The 26,490-nt window shown below is 55.3% G+C and carries 24 protein-coding genes and 1 tRNA gene; 6 read left to right on the top strand and 19 right to left on the bottom strand.

The features are described from left to right. Positions 1-39 precede the first annotated feature (39 nt). The 14 genes from murB to ACFE33_RS06760 form a co-directional block, all read right to left on the bottom strand. Positions 40-975, bottom strand: coding sequence for a UDP-N-acetylmuramate dehydrogenase (gene murB / locus ACFE33_RS06825; RefSeq protein WP_380058360.1), 936 nt, complete (start codon positions 973-975; stop codon positions 40-42). Positions 976-1,035: 60 nt separating this feature from the next. Continuing rightward, entirely contained in the window at positions 1,036-1,299 is a 264-nt protein-coding gene (locus ACFE33_RS06820; protein ID WP_380058359.1) for a DUF2484 family protein, read from the bottom strand. Between the two features lie 14 nt (positions 1,300-1,313). Beyond that, the gene (murC, locus tag ACFE33_RS06815) at positions 1,314-2,729 is read right to left on the bottom strand and encodes a UDP-N-acetylmuramate--L-alanine ligase (protein WP_380058358.1); all 1,416 of its coding nucleotides are present in this window, start codon (positions 2,727-2,729) and stop codon (positions 1,314-1,316) included. Beyond that, positions 2,726-3,838 carry a glycosyltransferase gene (locus tag ACFE33_RS06810; RefSeq protein WP_380058357.1) on the bottom strand — a complete coding sequence of 371 codons (1,113 nt, stop codon included), beginning with the start codon at positions 3,836-3,838 and terminating at the stop codon, positions 2,726-2,728. The genes murC and ACFE33_RS06810 overlap by 4 nt, the downstream gene beginning before the upstream one ends. 5 nt (positions 3,839-3,843) lie before the next feature. Further along, the gene (gene ftsW, locus ACFE33_RS06805; protein ID WP_380058356.1) at positions 3,844-5,028 is read right to left on the bottom strand and encodes a putative lipid II flippase FtsW; all 1,185 of its coding nucleotides are present in this window, start codon (positions 5,026-5,028) and stop codon (positions 3,844-3,846) included. A gap of 134 nt (positions 5,029-5,162) precedes the next feature. Next, positions 5,163-6,560: a UDP-N-acetylmuramoyl-L-alanine--D-glutamate ligase gene (murD, locus tag ACFE33_RS06800; protein ID WP_380058355.1), complete on the bottom strand. Its 1,398-nt coding sequence runs from the start codon at positions 6,558-6,560 to the stop codon at positions 5,163-5,165. A gap of 132 nt (positions 6,561-6,692) precedes the next feature. Further along, positions 6,693-7,775: a phospho-N-acetylmuramoyl-pentapeptide-transferase gene (gene mraY, locus ACFE33_RS06795; RefSeq protein WP_380058354.1), complete on the bottom strand. Its 1,083-nt coding sequence runs from the start codon at positions 7,773-7,775 to the stop codon at positions 6,693-6,695. Positions 7,776-7,786: 11 nt separating this feature from the next. After that, positions 7,787-9,214, bottom strand: a complete 1,428-nt coding sequence (gene murF / locus ACFE33_RS06790) for a UDP-N-acetylmuramoyl-tripeptide--D-alanyl-D-alanine ligase (RefSeq protein ID WP_380058353.1) — start codon at positions 9,212-9,214, stop codon at positions 7,787-7,789. Beyond that, positions 9,211-10,701: a UDP-N-acetylmuramoyl-L-alanyl-D-glutamate--2,6-diaminopimelate ligase gene (locus ACFE33_RS06785; RefSeq protein WP_380058352.1), complete on the bottom strand. Its 1,491-nt coding sequence runs from the start codon at positions 10,699-10,701 to the stop codon at positions 9,211-9,213. The genes murF and ACFE33_RS06785 overlap by 4 nt, the downstream gene beginning before the upstream one ends. A gap of 48 nt (positions 10,702-10,749) precedes the next feature. Further along, positions 10,750-12,534 (bottom strand): peptidoglycan D,D-transpeptidase FtsI family protein, encoded by a 1,785-nt coding sequence (locus tag ACFE33_RS06780; RefSeq protein ID WP_380058351.1) that lies wholly within the window; start codon positions 12,532-12,534, stop codon positions 10,750-10,752. Further along, positions 12,531-12,893 carry a cell division protein FtsL gene (locus ACFE33_RS06775; RefSeq protein ID WP_380058350.1) on the bottom strand — a complete coding sequence of 121 codons (363 nt, stop codon included), beginning with the start codon at positions 12,891-12,893 and terminating at the stop codon, positions 12,531-12,533. The genes ACFE33_RS06780 and ACFE33_RS06775 overlap by 4 nt, the downstream gene beginning before the upstream one ends. Beyond that, positions 12,893-13,885, bottom strand: coding sequence for a 16S rRNA (cytosine(1402)-N(4))-methyltransferase RsmH (gene rsmH, locus ACFE33_RS06770; protein WP_380058349.1), 993 nt, complete (start codon positions 13,883-13,885; stop codon positions 12,893-12,895). The genes ACFE33_RS06775 and rsmH overlap by 1 nt, the downstream gene beginning before the upstream one ends. 4 nt (positions 13,886-13,889) lie before the next feature. Next, positions 13,890-14,390: a division/cell wall cluster transcriptional repressor MraZ gene (mraZ, locus tag ACFE33_RS06765; protein ID WP_380058348.1), complete on the bottom strand. Its 501-nt coding sequence runs from the start codon at positions 14,388-14,390 to the stop codon at positions 13,890-13,892. Positions 14,391-15,008: 618 nt separating this feature from the next. Beyond that, complete coding sequence (locus ACFE33_RS06760; protein WP_380058347.1) at positions 15,009-16,082, bottom strand: P-loop NTPase; 1,074 nt, start codon at positions 16,080-16,082, stop codon at positions 15,009-15,011. A gap of 256 nt (positions 16,083-16,338) precedes the next feature. On the opposite strand from ACFE33_RS06760, the gene ACFE33_RS06755 reads away from it, so the two are divergent. Continuing rightward, on the top strand, positions 16,339-16,551 hold the full coding sequence (locus ACFE33_RS06755; RefSeq protein ID WP_380058346.1) for a DUF1127 domain-containing protein: 213 nt from the start codon (positions 16,339-16,341) through the stop codon (positions 16,549-16,551). Positions 16,552-16,927: 376 nt separating this feature from the next. Here the strand turns inward: ACFE33_RS06755 and ACFE33_RS06750 are convergent, their stop codons facing one another. After that, the gene (locus ACFE33_RS06750) at positions 16,928-19,366 is read right to left on the bottom strand and encodes an ATP-dependent helicase (protein ID WP_380058345.1); all 2,439 of its coding nucleotides are present in this window, start codon (positions 19,364-19,366) and stop codon (positions 16,928-16,930) included. A gap of 158 nt (positions 19,367-19,524) precedes the next feature. Here ACFE33_RS06750 and ACFE33_RS06745 point away from each other — a divergent pair, with 158 nt between their 5' ends. The 3 genes from ACFE33_RS06745 (at position 19,525) to ACFE33_RS06735 (ending at position 24,097) form a co-directional block, all read left to right on the top strand. After that, the gene (locus ACFE33_RS06745) at positions 19,525-20,082 is read left to right on the top strand and encodes a DJ-1/PfpI family protein (protein ID WP_380058344.1); all 558 of its coding nucleotides are present in this window, start codon (positions 19,525-19,527) and stop codon (positions 20,080-20,082) included. Between the two features lie 19 nt (positions 20,083-20,101). After that, entirely contained in the window at positions 20,102-20,500 is a 399-nt protein-coding gene (locus tag ACFE33_RS06740; RefSeq protein ID WP_380058343.1) for a ribbon-helix-helix domain-containing protein, read from the top strand. Between the two features lie 156 nt (positions 20,501-20,656). Then, a complete protein-coding gene (locus ACFE33_RS06735) occupies positions 20,657-24,097 on the top strand; it encodes a pyruvate carboxylase (protein ID WP_380058342.1) in 3,441 nt (1,146 codons plus the stop codon). 52 nt (positions 24,098-24,149) lie between these two features. On the opposite strand, the gene ACFE33_RS06730 is transcribed toward ACFE33_RS06735, so the two are convergent. Together ACFE33_RS06730 and ACFE33_RS06725 are read right to left on the bottom strand one after the other, a co-directional pair. Beyond that, a complete protein-coding gene (locus ACFE33_RS06730; protein ID WP_380058341.1) occupies positions 24,150-24,368 on the bottom strand; it encodes a hypothetical protein in 219 nt (72 codons plus the stop codon). A gap of 96 nt (positions 24,369-24,464) precedes the next feature. Then, entirely contained in the window at positions 24,465-24,662 is a 198-nt protein-coding gene (locus tag ACFE33_RS06725; protein WP_380058340.1) for a hypothetical protein, read from the bottom strand. 135 nt (positions 24,663-24,797) lie between these two features. Here ACFE33_RS06725 and ACFE33_RS06720 point away from each other — a divergent pair. Both ACFE33_RS06720 and ACFE33_RS06715 read left to right on the top strand, forming a co-directional pair. After that, positions 24,798-24,872: transfer RNA gene (locus ACFE33_RS06720), tRNA-Gly, on the top strand. A 159-nt stretch (positions 24,873-25,031) separates the two neighbouring features. Next, entirely contained in the window at positions 25,032-25,757 is a 726-nt protein-coding gene (locus ACFE33_RS06715) for an STAS/SEC14 domain-containing protein (RefSeq protein ID WP_380058339.1), read from the top strand. Positions 25,758-25,761: 4 nt separating this feature from the next. Here the strand turns inward: ACFE33_RS06715 and ACFE33_RS06710 are convergent, their stop codons facing one another. Both ACFE33_RS06710 and ACFE33_RS06705 read right to left on the bottom strand, forming a co-directional pair. Then, positions 25,762-26,049, bottom strand: coding sequence for a hypothetical protein (locus tag ACFE33_RS06710; RefSeq protein WP_380058337.1), 288 nt, complete (start codon positions 26,047-26,049; stop codon positions 25,762-25,764). Then, positions 25,992-26,414, bottom strand: a complete 423-nt coding sequence (locus ACFE33_RS06705; protein WP_380058335.1) for a hypothetical protein — start codon at positions 26,412-26,414, stop codon at positions 25,992-25,994. Before ACFE33_RS06705 ends, ACFE33_RS06710 begins: the two co-directional genes overlap by 58 nt. Positions 26,415-26,490 lie beyond the last annotated feature (76 nt).

Raw genomic sequence — 26,490 nt, 5'->3', positions numbered from 1 at the left:
CCTACCGGACTTCCAGAAATCCCATTATAATATCTGATCTTAAGCTGGGGCCGGTTCGCCGATGCGCTTAATTTCCCACTCTAACTCTATTGAGCTGTTTTTGAAAACCTTTTTTCGCACTTCTTCGCCCAAACCTTCCAAGTCGGCCGCTGTGGCGCCTCCGGCATTGGTCAAGAAATTGCTGTGCATCTCGTTCATAACGGCCCCGCCGCGCCGCGCGCCGCGCATCCCTGCGTCATCAATAACCTTCCACGCCTTGAGATCATGCACGTCATCGGCCTTCCCAGTAGAGCTAAAGCCTGCGGGATTTCGGAATGTACTTCCGGCGGTACGGTCCTTGGTCGGCTGGGTTTCGTCGCGCTTTTTGAGCTGCTCTGTCATTCGGTTTTCAAGCTCTTGAGGATCACCAGCAACGCCTCTCAAAACCGCATCCACCAATACGGCCCCCTCTGGCATCGAAGAGCTCCGATAGCCAAAAGCCAGATCCGCCGCAGAAAGCGTTTTTAGCGTACCATCCCGCAGAACCACGCGCGCAGAGTGAAAAACATCCGCGACGTACTGGCCGTAACACCCCGCGTTCATCGTTACGGCACCTCCGATCGCGCCTGGAATGGTGCGCAGAAATGTCAGATCAACACCCGCCGCCGCCGCGCGCCGCGCAACATGTGCATCCAGCGCTGCGGCCCCAACGGTTGCTTGTTCTCCTTCGATTTCGATGCCATTGAACCCGCGCCCTAGCCGGATCACGACACCACGTATGCCGCCATCCCGAACGATCAGGTTACTTCCGACTCCCATCGGAAATACGGCAATATCCGCAGGCAACCCCCGCAGAAACTCTTGCAAATCTTCAACATCAGCGGGCTGAAACACAACGTCCGCAGGACCGCCCACGCGCAACCACGTCAGTGACGATAGGTCTTTGTCAAATGTCAGAGTGCCCCGCACCTGCGGGAGAGTTTTGGAGTTGAGCATCGTGTTCATCGCCTGTTAGGATATGCGTATTTATAACGGCAACGCGCGTGGTTTCCAGTGCTATGACTTCGATTTCAGCACCCCGAGCTTTCGAAGCAGGAAAATCAAAGGCCAGCGCAATATAGAAGCCGCAGCCGCGAGGAAGAACAGCCCCATCCAGACGCCCTCCTCATAAAATACATAGATTGCAAGCGGAAAGCCAACCGTCATGAGTGCATAGGCGGCAGGCCAGTGCTTCTTCTTGCTCGGAAAAAACGCGATTACATTAGCCACAATGAGCCAGAGCAACGCCAGAAGAATCGAAAGGTTCGCAGGCAACTCCACTCTTGACCCCTTATCTATTCCTCAGCGAGCAACTTTGGCAGGTTATTCGCCCAAGCCGAAATGGTACCCGCCCCCAGACACACCACGATGTCGCCAGACCGTGCTTGTTCCTTCACGAGCCGCACGAGGTCTTCTTCGCTGTTGACTGCACGCGCATGGCGGTGGCCGTGGCGGATAAGGCCCGCGACTAAATCGTCACGTGTTGCCCCCTCGATTACGTCCTCGCCTGCGGAAAAGACTTCAGAGATTCCAACGACATCGGCATCATTGAAGCATCCGCAGAAATCTTCGAACAGGCTGTGAAGGCGGCTATAGCGGTGTGGCTGATGCACGGCGATAACGCGCGCGCCGTCAGTATGCGATGTCGCCTGACGAGCTGCTCGCAAAACGGCGGCGATTTCAACAGGGTGATGTCCATAGTCATCAATGATGGTCACGCCATCCACTTCACCAACCCGCGTAAAGCGACGGTTTACGCCACCGAAATTCTCAAGCGCAGATTTGATATCCGAAAGCGAAACGCCCAAGTGGCGCGCAACCGCGACACCGGACAAGGCATTGGAAACGTTATGATCTCCGGGCATCGGGAGGGAGCACCCTTCAATCACAAGCCCCTCGGATTGCAGCGCAATATCGAAATGCGCCACACCCGCCTTGTAGGTCAGGTTTGTGGCGCGAACATCGGCCTGAGAGTTAAAGCCGAATGTCACAATGCGGCGGTCAGTGATTTTTCCAACCAGCGATTGCACCTCTGGATGATCGGTACAGCACACCGCAATGCCGTAGAATGGAATGTTTGAAACAAAATCAAGGAAGCCTTGGCGCAGCGTGTCGAAATCACCCCAATGCTCCATATGCTCGGGGTCAATGTTCGTCACAATCGCGATGGTCGCAGGCAAGCGGTTAAAGGTTCCGTCGCTCTCGTCCGCTTCGACGACCATCCATTCGCCAGAACCCATTCGCGCGTTCGAGCCATAAGCGTGAATGATGCCGCCGTTGATCACAGTTGGATCAATGCCGCCCGCATCCAAGAGTGTCGCGACCATAGTTGTGGTCGTAGTTTTGCCGTGCGTGCCCGCAACCGCAATGTTGGACTTAAGGCGCATCAACTCAGCCAACATTTCAGCGCGCCGCACAACGGGTAGCCCGTTCAGGCGTGCGGCATCAAGCTCTGGGTTTCCTCGTTTGATTGCGCTGGAGATCACGACAACCTCGGCATTTTCAAGGTTCTCAGCTTTTTGACCGATGAAAATTTTAGCACCCAACCCCTCAAGCCGTTGGGTGATCTTGGTCGACTTTAGGTCACTCCCCTGCACGGTATATCCGTGGCTAAGAAGAACCTCGGCGATGCCCGACATGCCAATTCCACCAATACCAACAAAGTGAATCGCGCCCATTTCAATGGGGAGTTTTGTGGCTTTGGCGTTCATGACTGGACCTCTGATTTCTCTTTTTGCGCGCTCAGGCGCTCGACCAACGCCACGAGCCGCTCGGTGGCGTCTGGCTTGCCGCAAGCAAGCGCGGCGCGCGCCATCGCATTGGCATGCTCGGGTTGGGTCATTATTTCGCTGATGGATTGCGATAGGTTTTCGACGGTGAACTCGCCCTCTGGAATCAAGGTCGCCGCCCCCGCATCGACCATTCCACGCGCGTTGGCCGTTTGATGATCTGCCGTTGCCGCAGCGAAGGGAACGAAAATCGCGGGGCGCCCGATAACGGATGTATCTGCGACTGTGCTGGCGCCTGAACGGGCGATCACAAGTTGGCATTCGCTAAGGCGGCGCGGAACATCCTTAAAGAATGTCTTTACGTCAGCGTTTATCCCTTCTTCGGCATAAAAAGCTGCTACGCGCTCAAGGTCCTCTTCGCGGGCCTGCTGATTGATGCGCAAGTTCCGCCGCAGAGAATCTGGAAGTGCGGCAACCGCTTCAGGAACCACATCCGAAAGGATACGCGCGCCCTGACTTCCGCCCATCACAAGGATCGACATCGGGTAATCGCCCGGCTCGATATATCCAGCCCCGGCCCGATCCAAAACCGCGGCGCGCACTGGGTTGCCGATATCTTCGCCTTCAACACCTTCGGGAAGGTGGGTCGGCCATGTGCCACACGCAACGGCATCAACACGTTTTGCAAATAGTTTGTTCACACGCCCTAGAACGCCGTTCTGTTCATGAAGCGCGCGTGGGCGACGCAGTATCCATGCCGCCGCAACGGCCGGAATTGACGGATAGCCGCCAAAGCCTACCACCACCGCAGGCTTATCACGCTGCATTTTGAACATCGCGGCAAGGATGCCGCCAAAGATACGAAACGGCACAAGCGCCTTGGCAAGCAAACCACCGCGCGCGAAGGTCGCGCTTGAAAGCGTTTCAATCTCAACTTCTGGAGGGAAGCCACCCGTGTATCGCGCACCACGCGCATCGGTGGAAAGTTTCACAGACCACCCCTTGGCGAGCATTGCCTCGGCGAGTGCCTGTGCGGGGAACATATGCCCCCCTGTTCCTCCTGCGGCGATAATAAGAAGTGGTGCCGTCATGTATTCTATTCCGTCCCCAATGTGCCGCGTCCACGACCGATAAAGTGATCACCAATGACGCCCTGAGGCCGATTACGCGTAAGCGCAAGCAACATACCAAGTGCGATTCCACCAGCGACTAGCGAACTACCCCCGTAACTCACAAAAGGCAACGTCATCCCCTTGGCTGGAAGCAAACGCACAGCAACGCCCATATTCACAAAGGCCTGAATGCCAAACATACACGCAAGCCCCGTTCCCGCGAGACGCGTAAACGGATCACGCTCCCGCATGAGGCGCATCAGGGAACGCACGGTAACGACAACAAAAAGCGCGATGATAAACAGCACAAGCGCAAGGCCGTATTCCTCGGCGGCAACGGCGATAATGAAATCTGTATGCGCATCAGGGAGTGACCATTTCACTTGCCCCTCGCCCACGCCAACGCCAAAAAAGCCACCTTCGCGGATCGCATTGGTCGCATAGCCCATCTGCGTCGTTGGGTCGATTTCGGTGTTCAGGAATCCATCAATACGGCGTGCGAAGTGCTCTGAGTTGTTATAGGCAAATGTGCCGCCGGCGACCACAAGTCCCGCCATCCCGAGCAAGAGCACAAAGGGCGCACCTGCGACGAAATACATAACGCCCCAACCAAATAGCACCAAAGCGGCCTGTCCGAAGTCCGGCTGAAACGCCAAGAACCCGACGATAACAATCAACAGGACAAACGAAATCCGCTTACCTGGAGGTCCGTTGATCTCTTGTCCTGCGGCCATAAGCCACGCGGTGACAATCACAAATCCGGGCTTAAGAAACTCGCTCGGCTGAACAGAGGCGAACCCAAGGGAATACCAACGCATTGCGCCTTTGCCGAAGTCCGTGCCCAGAATTGGCAGCAACGCTAATGCAACAAATGAACAAGCAAAGCCCAAAACCCCAAGACGACGAACCATCAAGGGCGACATCATCGAAATCAGCAGCATCACGATCAGCGCCAGCACGCCAAAGAACGACTGACGCTGTACATAATGGAAAGCTTCAAGACCATTTCGATCAGCCAAAGGCGGCGATGCCGCCAAGCCCAGCAAAAGCCCGATGAGAAAAAGCGTGAAAATGCAGACTGTCGTCCACTTGTCGATTGTGCGCCACCAACGTGGAATCACTGGTTCTCCGCCCGCTCGGGGGAGTGAACCATATACCATCTCGGTCATGGGATACCGCCTATACTGCCTCTAGTCGCCCGTTTTCCGGGTCTGTTTCAAACAGTACCGATGATGATTCGAAAAAGCTAGAGAAAAGACCAGCCGCACCAATGGTTTCGCGCATCAGGCTCGCGCGCCTCGGCCTAGCCAAGCGCCTCGACATTAGCAACGAAATCATCGCCGCGCGTCTCAAAGCTGTCGTATTGGTCAAAACTAGCGGCCGCTGGCGCAAGAAGAACGGTATCGCCCTGCTCTGCTTCGGCGGCAGCGCGGGCGACTGCGACGTTCATAGTTTCGCAAATCTCCAGCTCAACCCCCTCAAGCCCGAGCGCAAATTTCGCAGCATCCCGACCAATCACATAGGCTTTCTTTACCCGTCCGAAATGCGGCTTTAGACCGTCCAATCCGCCTTCTTTTTCAAGGCCACCACAGATCCAGCGAATATTATCGAACGCGGCAAGAGCGCAAGCGGCGCTATCGACATTCGTCGCTTTACTGTCATTCACAAAGCGAATGCCATTCTTGTTCGCGATCATTTGTGAACGATGCGGAAGCCCGCCAAAAGTCTGGAACGCAGCCTCAATTACACGCGGGGCAAGACCCAAGGTGCGACACACCGCGTAAGCCGCGCAGGCATTCTGATGGTTATGCGCGCCTGGTAGCCCCTCAATCTTACGAAGGTCTATCGAGCCCGCCTGACGCCCTTTGCGGTACTCAGACAGGAACCCTTTACGCGCAAATACGTTCCACCCCTTACCGGCAAGTTTGGTTTCGGTTGAGATGCGGATGACGCGATCATCGGCCAAACCTGTCCCTAACTGATTAGCCAAGTAGCGCCCCTCGTTCTCATCAACGCCAATCACAGCGCGATCAGGGCCGCCTTCTGAAAACAGTCGCCGTTTGGCCGCGAAATATCCGCCCAGCCCCGCATGACGGTCAAGATGATCGGGCGACAGGTTCGTGAACACCGCAACATCCGGCGTAAGGTTGCGAGCAAGGTCCGTTTGATATGAGGAAAGCTCCAGAACCACGACCTCGCCATCAATTGCCGGCTCAATATCAAGCACACCGCGGCCGATGTTACCCGCAAGCTGGGTTGGACGCTTCACATGCGTAAGCACGTGATGGATGAGCGCGCTTGTCGTCGATTTGCCGTTACTGCCCGTTACGGCGACAATGCGCGGCGTGGTATCGAATTCGTCCCACTCCGTCGTGGCAAAACTGCCAAAGAATAGCGAAATATCGTTGTCCACTGGCACGCCAAGTTCCCACGCTTTGGCAACGTATTTATTTGGCGAAGGATACAAATGCGGAATTCCCGGCGAAAGAATAAGGACCGCGACATCTTCCCACGCAGCATCCTTGGAGAGTTCCTGTGGTGTGAACCCTTCTGCCTCTGCGCGGGCGCGTGCCTCTGCGTTATCATCCCAGACCACGGGGATCGCATTGCCTTCGCGCAACGCACGAGCGGTCGCCAAACCAGAACGCCCAAGCCCCAAGACGGCGACTTTGCGATTTTCATATCCGAGAACGGGGATCATTTTCTGGCTCCTGCGATATCCTACTTGAGCATCTTCATGCCTTTTCAACGCGGCTTTGGCAATCCGCGAAGGAGCCGCCCACGAAAAAGGGCGCCCCGATTGTGGACGCCCATTCTCTTTATTTAAGTTCTGCTAGCGCAGCTTCAGCGTCGCAAGCCCAACAAGCGCGAGCACCACCGAGATAATCCAGAACCGGATCACGATCTGCGGCTCCGCCCACCCTTTTTTCTCATAGTGGTGATGGATTGGAGCCATCAAGAAGACGCGCTTTCCTGTGCGTTTGAAATACAGGACCTGAATGATGACCGACAGGGCCTCGACCACGAACAGCCCGCCAACAATCGCCAAAACGATCTCGTGTTTCGTGACAACAGCAATCGCGCCCAACGCGCCGCCAAGCGCCAGCGATCCGGTATCCCCCATAAACACCGCAGCGGGCGGCGCATTATACCAAAGGAACCCGAGCCCACCGCCAATCAATGCCGAAGTAAAGACGAATATCTCACCCGTTCCCGGTACGTAATGCACGTCCAGATATTCGGTAAAGTCGGTACGCCCAACAACATAGGCAATCACGCCCAACGCCCCCGCGGCGATCATCACAGGCATAATCGCCAGACCGTCCAGACCGTCCGTCAAGTTCACGGAGTTCGCGGAACCAACAATAACGACCATCGAGAATGGCACAAAGAAATAGCCCAGATTAAGCAGCACATCCTTGAAAACAGGGATCGCAAGCTGGTGGGTAAGCTCGGCGGGATGGTAAACAGCGGCCCAATATCCTGCGATTGCCGCCACCAAAAGGCCAAGCCCCATACGGATTTTGCCAGAAACACCCTTGGTGTTGTTTTTGCTGACTTTTGCGTAATCATCGGCGAACCCGATGCACCCAAAGCTAAGCGTGACAAACAGCACGATAAGCACGTAAGGATTATCAATCCGCGCCCACAGAAGCGTCGAGATCACCAACGCTGACAAGATGAGCAAGCCCCCCATGGTCGGTGTTCCAGCCTTGGACATATGGGATTCTGGTCCGTCATCCCGAATTGGCTGTCCCCGCCCTTGCTTGGCACGCAGCAGATTGATGAGCGGTTGTCCGAAGATAAAACCGAATATCAGCGCGGTAAAAAATGCCCCACCGGCACGAAACGAGATATAACGGAAGAGGTTGAAAATATCTCCGCCGTCAGAAAAATTTGTAAGCCAGTAAAGCACTACGTCCGCCTTTATTCATTCGTTGGGGCCGGATGGCCCAGTTTTCGGATCGCGTCAACAATAAGCGACGCTTTGCTCCCCTTGGATCCTTTTACCAAGATCACATCCCCCGCGTCGATCATATCTTTTACGTGGACGGCAAGTTCCGTTGCGGTGGTGGCCCATAGGCCTCTCTGCCCCTCTGGAAGAGTTTCATGCAACTCCCGCATTAGGGGTCCAAGGCAATGAACACGGTCGATATCTTTCATCGATGGTGCCTGAGCAATTTCACGGTGCAGCGCGGGCGCATCTTCGCCCAGTTCGAGCATATCCCCAAGGATCGCCACGCGCCGCCCTGCCCGCACCTGACCAACGCCGTCTCGCGGCTTGGCCGCCGCCAGCACCTCAAGTGCCGCAACAAGCGACGTCGGATTTGCGTTGAACGCATCATCAATAAGCTCAAGGCTCCATTCGGGGTGATAGAGATCAAGATGAACAGTTTCTCGCGTACCTCGTCCCGCTGGAGGTTCCCAGAGTGTCAGATCGTTCGCAGCAAGTCCAAGGTCGGCGCCCGCGGCCTCAACGCACGCCAGAACGCCAACCGCGTTCATCGCGAAATGCCGCCCAGAGGTCGACAGCTTGAACAACGCAGGCTCGCCGCGCAATGTGGCCGAAATAACCGTCACGCTATCAGCGAGCTGAACATCCGTCAGACGGAAATCCGCCGCTGGATTGGTACCGAAGGTAATGATCTCCTCGCGGGCCGCATCACGCAGGATATCCGTCGTCTCGATATCCGCATTGATGACCGCTTTGCCGCCAGCGACCAATCCATCGAATATCGCCGCTTTTTCGCGTGCGATACCTTCAATATTCCCAAAGGCCTCAAAATGGGCCGCCGCAACCGTTGTTACCATCGCAACATGAGGAGAGGCGATTTTTGCAAGAGGCGAAATCTCTCCAGGATGACTCATCCCGATTTCGATGATCGCAAACTGAGTATTCTGCGGCATCCGCGCAAGCGTTAGCGGCACGCCCCAGTGGTTGTTATAACTCGCCTCTGCGGCATGGACGCGTCCTTGCTGCCCAAGCACCACCCGCAGCATTTCCTTTGTTGAGGTCTTGCCCACAGAACCCGTCACGGCGATAACTTGTGCGTCGGTCCTTGCGCGAGCGGCACGTGCCATATCCTCAAGTGCAACCAATACATCGTCGACAATCAACAACGGCGCATCTGTCGGAACATCATCAGGAACGTGGGAGACAAGCGCCGCGGCCGCCCCCTTCTCGAGGGCTTGCGCAACGAAATCATGGCCGTCGCGCACATCCTTGAGGGCGATGAACAAATCGCCTGCCTCAATCGTGCGCGTATCAATAGAGATGCCAGTCGCGCTCCAATCGCGAGTGTATTTGCCACCCGTCGCCGCAGCGGCATCCTTAGCTGTCCAAAGCACGCTCATGTTAGACGTCCTTCAAGTGCCGCAACCGCAACGCTCGCTTGTTCCGCGTCATCAAAGGGCAACGTCACATCGCCAATGGTCTGGCCCGTCTCGTGGCCCTTCCCTGCGATCAACAGCGCATCTCCTGAACCGAGTGAATCCACAGCGCGAAGAATTGCCTCTGCTCGGTCGCCGACATTGTGCGCCTCTGGACAGCCCTCCATCACCATTTCGCGAATTGCGGATGGCTCTTCGCTTCGTGGATTATCGTCGGTCACGAAAACCACGTCGCCATGTTCAGCGGCCGCTTGTCCCATCAATTTGCGTTTGCCGGTATCCCGATCTCCACCAGCGCCAAGCACAACGATAATGCGTCCCATCACATGCGGACGTAACGCCTTGAGCGCAGTTGCAACCGCATCCGGCGTATGGGCGTAATCAACAAAGATCGCCGCACCGTTTTCACGGGTCGCCGCGTGCTGCATCCTGCCGCGCACGGTCTGTAATTCGCGTAATGTCTCGAAAACCGCGTCGGGCTTTGCTCCGCAGGCAATCGCAAGACCTGAGGCCAGCAAGACATTCTCTGCCTGAAATCCGCCGATCAATGGCAACCGAACCTGATGCTGCGCGCCATCGTAACTGAACAAGAGTTCTTGGCCAGACGCATCAAATCGTTGCCCCAAGAGACACATATCCGCGCCCGTGGCGCGCCCCACTGACAGCACGCGCTGCCCCCGACCACGGGCCACCTCTGCCATTTGTTGACCACGCGGATCGTCAATATTGATTACCGCTTTTCCCTCCGGCGGAAGGACGCGTTCAAATAATCCTGCCTTGGCGTTGAAGTAATCATCAAAGTCCTTGTGATAATCCAGATGATCCTGCGAGAAGTTGGTAAATCCAGCCGCCATCAATCGCACACCATCCAAACGGCGCTGCGCCAATCCGTGGCTAGAGGCCTCCATCGCCGCATGGGTAATCCCCGCCCGCGCCATATTCGACAGCAACTTATGAAGCGTGATCGGCTCGGGCGTTGTATGGGTCATCGGAGCTTGATACGCCCCCTCAACACCTGTGGTACCCAAGTTTGCAGCGGAAAGGCCCATCGCTATCCAGATCTGACGCGTGAAATTCGCGACGGATGTTTTGCCGTTGGTTCCCGTAACCGCAACCATATGCGCAGGCTGTCCCGCATAAAACAGCGCCGCCGCATAGGCCAGCGCCATGCGCGGATCCTCAACGACTACGAGCGCTGCGTCGGATTGTTCAAGTGCGGTTCGCGCAATTTCGGCACCCGCTTTATCCGTCAGGATCGCGCGCGCGCCCATCCGCAGAGCGAACTCAATGAACGTAGCGCCATGCATTTTCGCTCCGGGGAGGCCCGCAAAGAGGTAGCCCTCCTCAACATTGCGGCTATCGACACTTATGCCGGTAACGCGAACATCGGCGCCGCCACGGGCCGCGAGGCCGAGATCGGCAAGCCGTCTGGATTTATCTGTTGCAGTCATGGCCAAGCCCCCGCCGTCTTGTGCTTTGGTTTCCTGACCAAGCGCTGCTTAGTTGCTCGTCAGGGTGATCATCTCTGGATTCTCAGATTCTATCTCCGGCCGCAACCCCAGCAATGGCGCAACGCGTGTAATCAACTCCGCCGCGACGGGAACGGCTGTCCAACCCGCCGTACGGCGCGTTTCGCCGAGGGACTCGATGGATGGCTCATCCAAAGTCACGATCAACACATATTTTGGGTCATCCGCAGGGAAAACACTCGCAAATGTAGCGATAACCTTATCGTCATAGTATCCGCCGCGCGGTTTTGGCTTGTCGGCGGAGCCTGTCTTGCCGCCAACTTTGTATCCTTCGACCTCGCCAAAGCTCGCTGTACCGCGCACAACAACCTGTCTAAGCATATCGCGCGATATGGCGGAAGTTTGCTCAGAGACAACCCGTGGGCCATCGGTTGGCGCGCTGTGCTGCTTAAGAAGTGTTGGTGTGACCTTACGTCCGCCATTCAACAGACTCGCGTATCCTGTCGCAAGGTGAAGCGGACTTGCCGAGAGACCGTGACCGTAGGAAATAGTCATTGCCGATAGTTCACTCCAGTTCGGAGGCAAAAGCGGCTTGGCCCCTGCTGCTTCAGTCAGTTCAACAGGCGTTGCGTCAAAGAACCCAAGTGAGCGCAGGAATTCTTGCTGGCGCGGCGCTCCGATCTGCATTGCAATCCGAGCGGTACCGATGTTGGAGCTTTCGACGATCACGTCTGTCACCGACAACGATGGACCGTAGTTGTGGAAATCGCGAATTTTGAATTTGCCCCAACGCAGCGGCCCCTTGGTATCAATCATTGTATGCGCATTTACGAGATTGCTATCGATTGCCTGCGCCGTCGCGAAAATCTTGAAGGTCGATCCAAGCTCATACACGCCCTGAACAGCGCGGTTGAACAGCGGACTATCGGAGGCATCACCCTGCGTAAGAACCTGTGGGCGCTTGTTCGGGTCGAAATCGGGCAAAGACACCATCGACACGATCGCGCCTGTTTGTGCTTCCATCAGAACAGCTGTCGCACCCTTCGCATTCATGAGGCGCATACCGCCATAAAGCACTTCGCGCGCCGCGGCCTGTACCGAAAGGTCGATTGAGAGTTCAAGCGGTGCACCGTCATTCGCTGGATCGCGCAGGTAATCGTCAAAGTATTTCTCTACACCTGCGGTGCCGATGACCTCGGCAGAATGAACACCTTCGCGGCCAAAACTTGCTCCACCTAGAATATGCGCCGCCAGCCGACCATTCGGATACAGACGCATTTCGCGTGGACCGAACTCAAGGCCAGGATCGCCGATATCATGCACTGCCTGCATCTGCTCTGGCGATAACTTCCTGCGAAGCCACAGGAATTTACGCTTACCTGTGAAGTCCTTCATCAGGCGTTCAAGCTTCATTTCGGGAAAAATGGCGACCAACTCTTGCGCGACACGCTCTTTGTCCACGATGTTTTGCGGATTGGCATAGAGCGAATATGTCGAAAGGTTCGTGGCGAGGATACGCCCCTCGCGGTCAACGATATTCGCGCGCTGCGCCGTGATCCCCGCTCCTGTCGTTGAGGCACGTGGCTCCGACGGAACTGACGCACTCAAGTGCCCCATCCGAACGCCGACCGCCACAAACGCGATCATAAAGAAGCCGCAAAGCACAACCAAACGGCCTTCGGCACGGCTGCGCGCTTTGTCTCGCATCTCTTCGTGGCGACGGCGAATGTTTTCGCGTTCGATTTGATCTGGGTTCTCACCCTTTTCACGGGCCTCAAGGATACGCGCGAGTGGGCGAAGGGGTGTGCGGATCATTGCCCATCCTCCACCAGTGGCGCGGAAACTTCGACGCCGCCCATCAACTCTGGAAAGCTGCCGTTAACCGTTGGAATATGGTACTGCACCTGATCGACATGGCCGAATTGCTCTGGCAGCAACGGCAGCAATCCAAGACGGTCAAAGTTGATCTCGGCAAGTTGGCGCAGGCGCTCTGGGCGGTTCTGATAGGCCCATTCTGCGTTCAGAATGGCCAGATGCTCACGCTTGAGGCCAATCATGCGCTGAATCTGCGCGACCTGTTTGAGGCGCGACTGTGTTTTGTAGTTCTCATTATAAGCCCAGAAAGCAAGTCCCAGAACGAGCATCGCAGTTACTGCAATATACAACGAGCGCATTAGCCGCGTCCTCCTGTAACCAATTTCGGCAAACCTAATCCAGCGCGCCCCGCGCCCTCTGCTAGGGCGCTTGTTCGGGTGGCGACGCGCAAAATCGCACTTCGAGAACGTGGGTTCTCGGCGAGCTCTTCTGTGTCGGGCCCGATTGCTTTGCGAGGCGTCAATTTGAATGCGGGGGGCTTTTCGTTAGCCTCGGGCGCGTAGCGATTGGCGTTTCCGCCACCACCTGAACGCGCCTGTAGAAACTTCTTAACAATACGGTCTTCGAGTGAATGAAAGGACACAACCGCCAGTTTTCCACCCTCTTTGAGAGCGCGCTCGGCGGCTTCTAGCCCTTCGATGAGCTGTCCGAATTCGTCGTTTACCGCAATGCGGATTGCCTGAAAGCTGCGCGTGGCAGGGTGGCTCTGGCCCGGCTTACCGCGCCCCAGTGTTTTTTCGATCAAATCCGCCAAGGCTAGCGTGGTGGTGAAGGGCTCAATCTCGCGCGCGGCAATGATTGCCTTGGCGATCCGTCGGCTCGCACGCTCTTCTCCGTATTGAAAGAGAATATCTGCAAGCTCGGCCTCGCTGCTTTCATTTACCAAATCAGCCGCCGAAATCCCCGACTGGCTCATGCGCATATCAAGGGGACCGTCCTTCATGAACGAGAAGCCACGGTCCGCCTGATCGAGCTGCATCGAACTTACGCCAAGGTCCAGTACAACGCCATCAAGCCCAGTGGCATATTCATCGAGACAGCTAAAAGTACCTTCAACAAGCTTAAGCCGCTCACCATATTCCCCCGCCCAATCAGCAGCCATTTTGAAAACCGCAGGATCACGATCAACCCCATAAACGACATCAGCCCCAGCTGCCAAAAGCCCACGCGTGTACCCGCCAGCACCAAATGTACCATCCAGCCAAGCTCCTGAAACAGGTTCAACGGCCTTAAGCAATGGACGAAGCAAGACCGGAATATGAGGTTTTTTGGGTTCCGTGGCAGCGGTCATGGGGTCAATCCTCTCCCAGCGCGTCCAAATAAACGCTCGGGTCTACGTTCGGATCGAAGTCGTCATCGGCATCCAAACCATCGTTCATCGCCGCCTCGTACCTGTCTGGGGTCCAGATTTCAAACGTGTCGCCATTCCCGACAAAATACGCTTCGTTCTCGAGACCGATCTTCTTACGCAACTTCGCGGGCAACACAAGGCGCCCAGTATCGTCGACGCTCGTCGGGTAGGCCTGCGCACTATAGAGACGCTGTAGGGCCTGACGCTTCTTTGAACCACGAGGGAGCCGCGCAATTAGGGCATCGACCTCGTCAATCGCATCTTGGGTAAAACATTCAAGCTGGCTGCGGCGCTCGTCACCATAAACGATAACAACACGCGGCGCGAGCCCTTCACGCCATTCAGGATCAGCACTTTCAAGAACGCGGCGAAAAAGAGCCGGGATAGACACCCTGCCCTTCGCATCAACCTTATGGTTGCTTTCGCCTCTAAACGTTCCCGCCACTGTCCCTGCGGCTCCTTATTAATTGTCGGGCCCATCGAGCCCTTGAATGAAAAACGGCGGATTGAACGAGCTGCCACTGTTCAATCCGCCGTTGGCGTCCCGTTTCCGGGAAGTCCAGCTGCGCGCGCCACCTGGGGGGATGTCTGCTCGCTCGCGCGCCGGATCTCAATTTTGATGAATGGCGGGCGCCTGTATGAAACCTGACTTGGTTCTTTTTGTTTGGGGTTCTTAATCTGCCCCTGATCCCGTCCTCATCTTGTACATTAGGGATCGCATGGGAATGCATGGCAATCAAGTGTTTTTTATGGAACTTTATGTGTATATAGGCGTTTGGCGAGATTCGGAACCTGCAATTCGGTCCGAAAGCCCACCAATATTTGGCACAAATAGTCAGCCATCAAAAATCAGACACTATATATAGCGAAACCCCGCCATCGCAAAAAAGTACCATAATTTCCCAGAAAAATGCCCCATGAGGCCGATGGCGCCCCAGATTCTGCGCCATTTCGCGCCCATATTGGGCAAATAGATCGGAATTTTCCCGCTTTTCGCGAAGTGATTCGCAGCCAATACCGCGAACCACACCCTCTTTCCCATAATTTCCCGAAGGAATTGCGCCTAGGCCATGCCGCCATCAACCAGACGCTTGGCCAGAACCGCATAGGCCTCGGCCATCGGTCCATCACCTGCGGCAACGGGCGTGCCCGCATCCCCCGCAAGGCGCACATCAATATCGAGCGGCAACGCACCGAGGAAGGGAAGATCAAGCGCTTCGGCCTCTTTCTGTACTCCGCCATGCCCAAAGAGATGGGACTCGTGATTACAGTTAGGACATATATATGTGCTCATGTTCTCTATAAGGCCCAAAACGGGCGTGCCGAGCTGATTGAACATATTCAGCGCCTTCTTGGCGTCCAGCATCGCAACATCTTGCGGCGTCGAAACGACAATCGCGCCGGTAAGGTCGGATTTTTGACAGAGTGTAAGCTGAACATCTCCTGTACCGGGCGGTAGATCGACAATAAGGACATCAAGCTCGCCCCACTGGACCTGCCCCAGCATCTGTTGAAGCGCGCCCATCAACATTGGCCCACGCCAAACGACGGCTTTGTCAGGATCAACCATCAAGCCAATCGACATCATCGTTACTCCGTGCGCCTTGAGCGGAATGATGGTTTTTCCATCAGGAGAAGCCGGACGCCCTGTTGCGCCCATCATGCGCGGCTGGCTTGGACCATATATATCCGCATCCAGTAGCCCCACGCGCCGCCCCTGCTTGGCCAAGGCGACAGCAAGGTTCGAGGACACCGTTGATTTCCCGACGCCCCCCTTTCCCGAACCAACAGCCAAAATCCGCGCAACACCCGAAGGCTTCGTTGGTCCAGCCTGCGGCTTGGGGTGCCGACCGATCTTGAGATCCGGCGCGGGCCCCTTGGGCGCGGCAGGACCGTGCGCCGTCAATACAACAGACACAGCATCGACCCCTACCATCGCACGTACGGCGGCCTCTGCCTGATCGCGCACGGGCGCAAGGCTCTGGGCCACCTCTGCGTTTGGGGCCTCAATGACGAACTTCACACCTCCGCCCGCGATATCCAATGCGCGCACCAAATCTCGTGAGACCAGATTCTCATCCTTACCCACCGCGATTCCTGCCAGAACCTCAAGAATCTCTTGTTTTGTAACAGCCATGTGAAGGCTCCTTTTGAAGTTTGCCTGCGATTTATGTGTTCCCGTTCGCCGGTAATAGCAAGCAACTGTGTTAATTTGCCCTATGGAATACAGGTATTTACCGAGCTATGAAGCCAAAAAATGGGACAGGACTACTTATGCATTTTCTGCATAGCGGCATTGCCGATGGGCGGGATTGTGCACCTGCAGCACCCGCACTAAATTGGTTCATGTTAGCGCAATCCGGCGCAGACAATAATCTAAGCGAGGCAAGCCAATGGCATTTGCAACAGAGATCCGCGCCACAGAAGCTGGCATTCAAGACCGTATCATCGCCGCCTATAAAGGGCTGGCAGAGAAGGTTTCGTGTTACAACACGTACCGCACAACAGTTAACGAGCTGAACGCGCTTTCGGGCCGTGAGCTGGCTGATCTGGGCATTCACCGCTCCATGATCAAAGGCATCGCACTCGAAGCGGCCTATAAATAAGAATTCTTAATCGGACCCTCTCCTCCTCCCTGGGTCTGACCAAAGAGCGGCGATATCTACCTCCTCCCAGATATCGTCGCACCGACACGGAGCCAAGCTCCACAAGAACGGCTGATGACCCTCTCCTCCTCCCTGGGTCAGACGCAATAGACCTTAGGCACATTTCCTCCTCCCTTGTGCCAGAGGTCGCATATACGGGGCCAAGCCCCAGACATAGCGCCAGCTCTCTCTCCTCCTCCCTGAGATCTAGCGCTCCGCGCGGGACCTCTCTCCTCCTCCCTGAGGAAACGCGCAAAACAAAGACGGCGATGCTCACCTCCTCCCGAGCATCGCCGTTTTTTTATGGGCACGCCGCATGGCGCCGGATTATTTCAAACTAGAATGGAACGTCGCCTGCCTGATCGGCCGGCACAACATAGTTGGCAACGACCTTCTTGTCGCCTGCCTTGTCAAATGAAACACCAAGCTTATCGCCTTCGATCTCGACGATAATCCCATAACCATACTTGGTATGAAAAACGCGATCGCCTTCGGTGAATTTACTTACCGCTTTGGCGTCAATCGTTAGGTGCCGACTACTCCGCGGATTACCAGTGGGCCGCTCCGCTGCGCGGGCTTGCATCCGCTTCCAGCCAGGGGAATTGTAAACATCGGCATTGCGCGCGCGCTCTTCCATCTGCGGCGCACCGCCCGCTGCTGCGCCATATCCGCCGCCATAAAGACCTGAAGGTGTAAGCACATCGACGTGCTCCTCTGGCAGTTCATCAATGAATCGGCTGGGAAGCGCGCTCTGCCACTGGCCATAGACCCGTCGGTTCGCGGCAAAGGAAATTGTACAGAGCTGTTCGGCACGCGTGATTCCGACATAGGCCAAGCGCCGCTCTTCCTCCAAACCTTTCACGCCACTTTCATCCATCGACCGCTGGCTCGGGAAAAGACCGTCCTCCCATCCGGGCAGGAATACGTTCGGATACTCCAGACCTTTGGCGGCATGAAGCGTCATGATCGTCACTTTTTCTTCGGACTCTTCGCTCTCATTATCCATGATGAGTGAAACGTGCTCAAGGAACCCCTGAAGGTTCTCGAATTGCTCAAGCGCTTTAACGAGTTCTTTAAGGTTCTCCAGCCGCCCTGGTGCCTCTGGCGTTTTGTCGTTTTGCCAATGCGCGGTATAGCCGCTTTCATCCAGAATGATTTCAGCGAGTTCGATATGGCTTTTCTCTGGCGTGCCAAATTCGAACTGTGTTGGCGCGCCTTCGTCGTCCAGAACATCATCACTTAGATCGATTTCAACACGTGGGCCGCGCGACATCTCGATCCAGCGATCAATACTGTCCAAGAGTACGCGAAGCTCCTTAGCACCTTTGCCGCTGATACCTTTCTCTGCCAACAGAAGCTTGGCGCCCTTCACAAGGGAAACACCATGATTTCGAGCGCAAACCTGAATTTTCTGCTGAGCGACATTTCCCAATCCACGCTTGGGCGTATTCACAATCCGCTCAAAGGCAAGGTCGTCATCAGGACTGGTGACAACGCGGAAATATGCCATCGCATCGCGAATTTCGAGCCTCTCATAGAAACGCGGCCCACCGATCACGCGGTACGGCAGTCCGATTGAAAGGAATCGATCCTCAAATGCGCGCATCTGGTGGCTTGCGCGCACGAGTATCGCCATTGTCTCAAGGCTCTGCCCACGCTCTGCGCGCCGACCACTTTGAAGGGATTCAATCTCGTCACCGATCCATCGCGCTTCTTCTTCGCCATCCCAATGGCCAATTAGGCGCACCTTCTCGCCCTCGGGCAAATCGGTCCAGAGCTCTTTGCCCAAACGCCCAGCGTTTCCTGCGATCACCCCAGAGGCCGCGCCGAGAATATGTGGGGTGCTGCGATAGTTCTGCTCCAATCGCACAACATGCGCACCGGGGAAGTCCTTTTCAAACCGCAGGATATTGCCCACTTCCGCCCCGCGCCAACCATAGATCGACTGATCGTCATCACCAACGCAGCAGATATTCTTGTGCCCACCTGCCAAGAGCCGAAGCCACAAATACTGGGCGACGTTGGTATCCTGATACTCGTCCACGAGGATATATTTGAACCAGCGCTGATATTGCTCAAGCACATCATTATGGGTCTGGAAAATTCCAACCGTATGCAAAAGAAGGTCGCCAAAATCGCAGGCGTTAAGCTCCCGAAGGCGCGTTTGATATTGCGCGTAGAGCTCGATGCCCTTGTCGTTGAATGCACCAGCCTCAGAGGACGGAACCTGCTTGGGCGACCATGCGCGGTTTTTCCAGCCGTCAATGACATTTGCCAAGTGGCGTGCAGGCCAGCGCTTGTCGTCAATTTCGGCGGCGGTGAGAAGCTGCTTAAGTAGACGTATCTGATCGTCCGTATCCAGAATCGTGAAGTTGCCCTTAAGTCCCACCAACTCCGCATGACGGCGCAGCAAACGTACGCAAACCGCGTGAAAGGTGCCAAGCCACGGCATTCCCTCAACCGTCTGTCCAAGCATATCGCTTACGCGGGTTTTCATCTCGCGCGCCGCTTTATTGGTAAAGGTCACTGCCAGAATTTCGTTCGGGCGCGCCCGCCCCGTATTGAGCAGATGGACAATCCGACTGGTGAGTGCCTTGGTTTTACCTGTACCTGCACCCGCGAGCATCAAAACAGGACCATCGAGTGTTTCAACGGCCTCCCTCTGGGCTGGGTTCAGCGCGTCGAGATATGGTGCGGGACGCGCGGCCATAGCACGCGCGGCAAGAGAAGGACGGGCGGCGGCCTCAAAGGCGTCATTTTCATCAAAACTGCTCATATACGCAATCTAGCTTGCTTTCCCTAAAAGGAAAAGAGGGTGTTCACAATCTGTTCCCTCATATATTTAACATCATCGCTTGTAGTATTCCGTTAACACCCACGGTCATAATGATTGTGCGATTGTTCCTTTGTCTTGTTTACGAGGAGGTTAAGACAATGGCAAAAGTTCTTATGATTACAGGTGATTACACCGAAGACTACGAAACTATGGTCCCATTTCAGACGCTTATGGCCTGTGACCACAGTGTTGATGCCGTATGCCCCGACAAGTCCGCGGGCGACAGCGTACCAACGGCGATCCATGATTTTGAAGGCGCGCAAACCTATTCGGAAAAGCCCGGCCATAACTTCGCACTCAACGCGACTTTCGCAAACATCAATCCGGCCGACTACGATGCGCTGGTTATCCCCGGAGGCCGCGCCCCTGAATATTTGCGCTTGAACCAAGATGTGCTGGCAATGGTCCGTCATTTCTTTGATGAAAACAAACCAGTGGCTGCGATCTGTCACGGTGCCCAGATATTGACGGCCGCTGGTGTTTTAAACGGTCGTAAATGCTCGGCATACCCCGCTTGCGCGCCCGAAGTTACGGCCAGCGGCGGCGAGTACGCCGAAATTGAAGTGACAGACGCTGTGACCGATGGCAATCTCGTTACGGCACCAGCGTGGCCAGCCCACCCCGCCTGGATGAAGCAATTCATGGCGCTGCTATAACCGCTCGCGGAGGAAAGATATGTGTCAACTTTTTATCGGAGCCGATAACGCTCTTTGGCAAAGCAAGACAAAGTCTCTGCGGATTGACGGCGTTGCCACGTCCATTCGGATCGAGAACTTCTTTTGGTCGACGCTCGAGGAAATCGCGTTCCGAGATCAAATGACGGTTAATCAGTTGATAACTAAACTCTACTTCGAGGCCATGGATGCTGACCATGACCTTGGGAATTTCACGTCTTTCCTCCGCGTTTGCTGCGCGCGCTACCTGAACCTTACTGCCGATGGCGCACTGGAAAGGGACCTCACTCAGCCCCTTGGAAACATCGCCGCCGATCGCATTTTGCAGCAAGAACGCCACATGCAAGAGGCTCGACAACGCCAGATAGGTCAGCACGACATACCTTATTTACGGCATTGACTGGTATGACCGATATTCAACCAGTGCATACACAACACATTCAGCGCATATTAGTAAACAAATGCGACCATTTCTTTCTGCACCTGCGAAGAATACTTTGACCTTAGTGCAGAAAATTCCTACAAGATGCTCCCCAGAGCTATCGGGGAATTCATTATGACAGACTTCAAGAAAATCCTCATCGCAAACCGCGGCGAGATTGCAATCCGTATCATGCGTGCCGCGAACGAGATGGGTAAAAAAACCGTCGCCGTTTATGCCGAAGAAGACAAACTCGGCCTGCACCGCTTCAAAGCGGACGAAGCATACCGTATCGGCGAAGGATTGGGCCCAGTTGCGGCCTATCTCAGTATTGAAGAAATCATCCGAGTAGCGAAAATGTCGGGCGCCGACGCGATCCACCCCGGATATGGACTACTGTCTGAAAACCCCGATTTCGTAGACGCGTGTACCGAAGCAGGCATCGCATTTATCGGCCCCAAAGCCGAAACAATGCGCGCCCTCGGTGACAAAGCAAGCGCTCGCCGCGTCGCAATAGAAGCTGGCGTGCCAGTCATCCCTGCAACTGAGGTTCTGGGCGACGACATGGCCGCAATCCGCAAGGAAGCAGGCGAAATCGGCTATCCACTTATGCTCAAGGCAAGCTGGGGCGGCGGTGGACGCGGAATGCGCCCCATCTATGGTGAAAACGAAGTCGAAGAGAAAGTTCTAGAGGGTCGCCGCGAGGCCGAAGCCGCTTTTGGAAACGGAGAAGGCTACCTAGAAAAGATGATCCAACGCGCCCGCCACGTTGAGGTTCAGATTCTGGGTGACCGTCACGGCGGCATGTATCACCTTTTTGAGCGCGATTGCTCTGTTCAACGCCGCAACCAGAAAGTTGTCGAGCGCGCCCCTGCCCCGTACCTAAGCGAAGAACAACGCGCCGAAATCTGTGAACTCGGACGCCGAATCTGTGCGCACGTCGATTACCAATGTGCGGGCACCGTTGAATTCCTTATGGATATGGACACCAACGAGTTCTACTTCATCGAGGTAAATCCGCGCGTTCAGGTCGAGCATACCGTTACCGAAGAAGTCACCGGAATCGACATTGTTCAGGCCCAAATCCTGATCACCGAAGGCAAAACAATTGCAGAAGCAACGGGCAAAGCAAGTCAGGAAGATATTCGCCTGAACGGTCACGCGCTTCAGTGTCGCGTCACAACCGAAGACCCGCAAAATAACTTCATCCCTGATTATGGCCGCATTACTGCCTACCGAAGTGCGACAGGCATGGGCATCCGCTTGGACGGCGGGACAGCCTATTCAGGCGGCGTCATCACGCGCTATTACGACAGCTTGTTGGTTAAAGTTACGGCCAAAGGCCCAACGCCAGAGGCGGCGATCGCCCGCATGGACCGCGCATTGCGCGAATTCCGTATTCGCGGCGTCAGCACCAATATTGCCTTTGTCGAAAACCTGCTGAAGCACCCGACGTTTTTGGACAACAGCTATACCACGACCTTCATCGACAACACGCCAGAGCTGTTCTCCTTTAGCAAGCGTCGTGACCGTGCAACAAAAATCCTGACCTATGTTGCCGACATCACGGTAAACGGGCACCCTGAGACCGAAGGCCGACCAGAACCAAGCGCGGACCAGCGCAGCCTCGTGCCGCCAGCACCACGCAATGCGCCCGCCGCTGGCACACGCACCCTGCTTGATGCCGAGGGTCCACAGGCGGTTGCCGACTGGATGTCTGCACAAACAAAACTGCTCTTGACTGATACATCCATGCGTGATGGCCACCAGAGCCTGCTCGCAACACGGATGCGCTCGATTGACATGATCCGCGTTGCGCCTGCTTATGCGGCGAATTTGGGTGAGCTTTTCTCGGTTGAATGCTGGGGTGGCGCGACGTTCGATGTGGCGTATCGCTTCTTGCAGGAATGCCCGTGGCAGCGCCTTCGCGATCTGCGTGCGGCCATGCCAAACGTCATGACGCAGATGCTCTTGCGGGCATCGAACGGCGTTGGGTACACGAACTACCCCGACAACGTTGTGCAGTCCTTCGTCAAACAGGCCGCGATCACTGGAGTCGACGTTTTCCGCGTATTTGACAGCCTCAACTGGGTTGAAAATATGCGCGTCGCGATGGACGCCGTGATCGAACAGAACAAAGTCTGCGAAGGTACGATCTGTTACACGGGCGATATTCTGGACCCAAATCGCGCCAAGTATGACCTGAAATACTATGTCGAAATGGGCAAAGACCTTAAGGCCGCTGGCGCCCATGTGCTTGGCCTCAAAGATATGGCAGGCTTGCTTAAACCCTCCGCTGCTGGCGCCCTCGTTAAGGCACTAAAGGAAGAAGTCGGCCTGCCTATTCACTTCCACACGCATGACACTTCCGGCATCGCAGGCGCGACGATCCTTGCCGCCGCCGAAGCTGGTGTGGATGCCGTTGACGCTGCAATGGATGCGCTTTCGGGTGGAACAAGCCAGCCGTGCCTTGGCTCCATTGTCGAAGGACTACGCAATACACCTCGCGACACTGGCCTTGATATCGGCGCAATCCGCGAGATTTCCAACTATTGGGAGAGCGTTCGCGAACAATATGCAGCGTTCGAGAGTGGCCTCGCCGCCCCTGCGAGCGAAGTTTACCTCCACGAGATGCCGGGCGGTCAGTTCACCAACCTCAAAGCACAGGCACGCAGCCTTGGCCTTGAAGAGCGTTGGCACGAGGTGGCGCAGACCTATGCGGACGTGAACCAGATGTTCGGAGATATCGTAAAGGTCACGCCATCGTCCAAGGTTGTTGGCGACATGGCGCTGATGATGGTGTCACAAGGCCTTACGCGCGAAGAGGTTGAGAACCCAGACACCGATCTCTCCTTCCCCGACTCTGTTGTGGATATGATGCGCGGCAACCTTGGCCAGCCTCCAGGTGGTTTCCCAGAGAAAATACAGGCGAAAATCCTCAAGGGTGAGAAACCAAACCTCAAGCGCCCAGGCGCGGACATGCCGCCCGCCGACCTTGAGGCAACGCGCGCCCAAGTCAGCGAAGAGCTTGGCGGATTTGTTGTCGATGATGAGGATTTGAACGGTTACTTGATGTATCCCAAGGTCTTCCTTGATTACATGGGCCGTCACCGCACTTATGGGCCTGTTCGCGCACTTCCGACTCGGACCTTCTTCTATGGAATGGAGCCAGGCGAAGAGATCACAGCCGAAATCGATCCCGGTAAGACATTGGAAATTCGCCTCCAAGCTGTGGGTGAAACCGGCGAAGATGGCGATGTGAAAGTGTTCTTTGAACTCAACGGTCAGCCACGCGTTATTCGCGTTCCGAACCGCTTGGTTAAGTCACAAACAGCCGCGCGCCCAAAAGCAGAAGAAGGCAACATCAACCACCTCGGCGCTCCGATGCCCGGCGTTGTTGCCACTCTTGCTGTTTCTGTCGGTCAGAAGGTTCACGAGGGCGATCTTCTACTCACGATCGAGGCGATGAAGATGGAGACAGGTATCCACGCAGAGCGGGATGCTACCATCAAGGCTGTCCACGTCGCCCCTGGCGGACAAATCGACGCCAAAGACCTTCTCATCGAGCTAGAGTAAATCCATTCGGCCCGCTGCATGATCTGTGGCGGGCCGTTTCAATTGCGTGGCACTACATCTCGCGATTAACGACGGCGCTAAGCTCATTCATATCCACGACCATTGACCCATCAGCGAGACTGGTTTCGAGCCAGCGTGATTTGGCCGTTCCGCCCAGATGGCTTCTATATACGCTTTCCATCAGCTTCGCATGACTTCGACATGCTTGAACCTGAACACTCCCCCCAGATTTGAAACATAGCGTCACCGTTCGCTCGGGGTCCATAGTCATTGTACGCTCCTCCTGCGGATCAAAAGTTTGGCCAAAACTACGCGCAATACTCTAAAGAGAGCGTAAAGAAACACGGGTTTTATGCTTCATATTGCACTAACCAATAAATTGGCCCAGCTGCGCAATCCGCGCCATTTCCTCGACGGGTATCTGGGCCAAAAGCGTTGCTGTCAGCATCGCGCCCATCAACAAAATCGCGCGAATAGCGCCGCTCCCTGAATCGTTGCGGAATCGGCGGTGGCAAATGCAATCAACGAGCGTAATACAGGATCTGGAATGGGTAAGTTGCGGCATTTTATGCTCCTCTTGTCCTTCTAAGTCTTACGTTCCAGACAAGATTTTCCGGCGCTCAAAACTTTTTTTAAATTTCTTTCAAATACCCCTTGCAGCCCCCAATAGTTCACTATAAATCAAGCCTCACCAGACGGCGCGGGCGTAGCTCAGGGGTAGAGCATAACCTTGCCAAGGTTAGGGTCGGGCGTTCGAATCGCCTCGCCCGCTCCATCTGGTCAAACTAAGCGGCCTTGAGCATTTGCTCTGGGCCGTTTTGTTATTTGGGTCCCCTCTCAGATTATTGGCGACCTTGTTCCGGCACGTGGTGTGACTACATTATATTCCACACGCCTATGAATTGCGGCGATGCAAATTTTATTGGAGCAAACCATGATTGAGCTAATTAAAGGACGCCCTGACGGATTTCTGGAGTTTCATGCCAGCAAGACAATCGAAGCTGACGACTATGAGAAAGTCATCGCGCCCGCGCTAGACGCTGCTTTGGAGCAGCACGACAATATCCGGATGCTTTTCCAGATCGGTCCCGATTTCGAAGGTTACACAGCAAGTGCAGCGCTTGAAGACGCGCGACTCGGGTTTCGGCACTGGCGTGGCTTTGACCGCGTTGCAGTTGTCACGGATAGCGATTTGATAAAAACGGGAATCGAGATGTTTTCGTTCTCGATGCCCTGCCCCGTGAAGGTGTTTGAACTTGATGAACTTGACGAGGCCCGTATGTGGCTTGAGTTATCCTTCGGCTCTATTCATCTGGATGATATCGGCGGCAACGCAATCGAAGTGAAATTGATCGGTAAGCTCGATAGCAAAGTCTACGACCGGACAAGCATCGAGATGGATAACCTGATCGGCAGTCGAACCAAAATCCGCCTACTTGTTGACCTTAGAGAGTTTGATGGTTGGCAGGGAATTTCGGCGCTTTGGGATCACTTGTCCCTTGTACGAGATCATCACAACCAGCTAGAGCGCGCAGCCCTTGTTGGCGACAAGTCTTGGCAAAAACTGGCAGAGAAAGCATTCTCCAAGCTAATTAATGCTGATCTGGAATACTTCGAAAGCGACGACTACGGTAAAGCCAAGGCTTGGATTACAGAGTAGACGGTTATCTTTCTCTTTCAAGGAGATAGCCGCAGCTTTGCGATATCCCTGCGCTTGGATGTGTGGGGATAGCGTGGCCTAACTCGGAAATGCGCCATGTGTCCCGAATGGTATACCCGAGTTTACCGATTTCTTGAGTGAATGCAGCGGTAGAGCGTATCTGATATGGCACCTTCGCCGCGCCGATCTGCTCCATTGTAAAGATTGTCTCTCCCTCTCGCAGTGCCACTTTGTTCAGCAAAATATGTTTTGCGCGAAAACCAAACAGCGACAATAGCGAAGCAAAGGGCACGTCCAAGTATTGCAAGAGACCTGATGCCAGAAAAATATCGCACGGGATGCAGGATCAGAGGTAAAATGAACTTGCGACGGAAGCTCTCCTGCGGCCTGCCGTCGCCGTCCCTCTGTCACTACGGCCTCAAGGTCATACACAGTCCAGTTTACACCTGTTAACTCAAGGTAATCCTGAAACGCGATAAACTTAGTACCCATGTGACCGCCAGCGTCCAGAACCGATCCATCCTCTGCTAGCAACCTGCGTAGCCAGTATAAAATCGGATAATCCCAAGGCGCGATCTGACACATACTTTCAAACGAAACATCGACAACCTCGGCATGTTCATACCCGACGATGCGCGCGCCCTTCTGGCTATCCAAAGGCCACTTGCCGGCTCGCAAAAACACCCGAGAAACGCGGGGGGGCCGTTTACGCGCATCCTCCAGCGAAAGGCAT

The sequence above is a fragment of the Falsihalocynthiibacter sp. SS001 genome, from assembly GCF_042445055.1.
In the GTDB taxonomy this organism is placed as follows: Bacteria; Pseudomonadota; Alphaproteobacteria; order Rhodobacterales; family Rhodobacteraceae; genus Falsihalocynthiibacter.
This window is presented reverse-complemented; position numbering and strand designations above follow the sequence as displayed.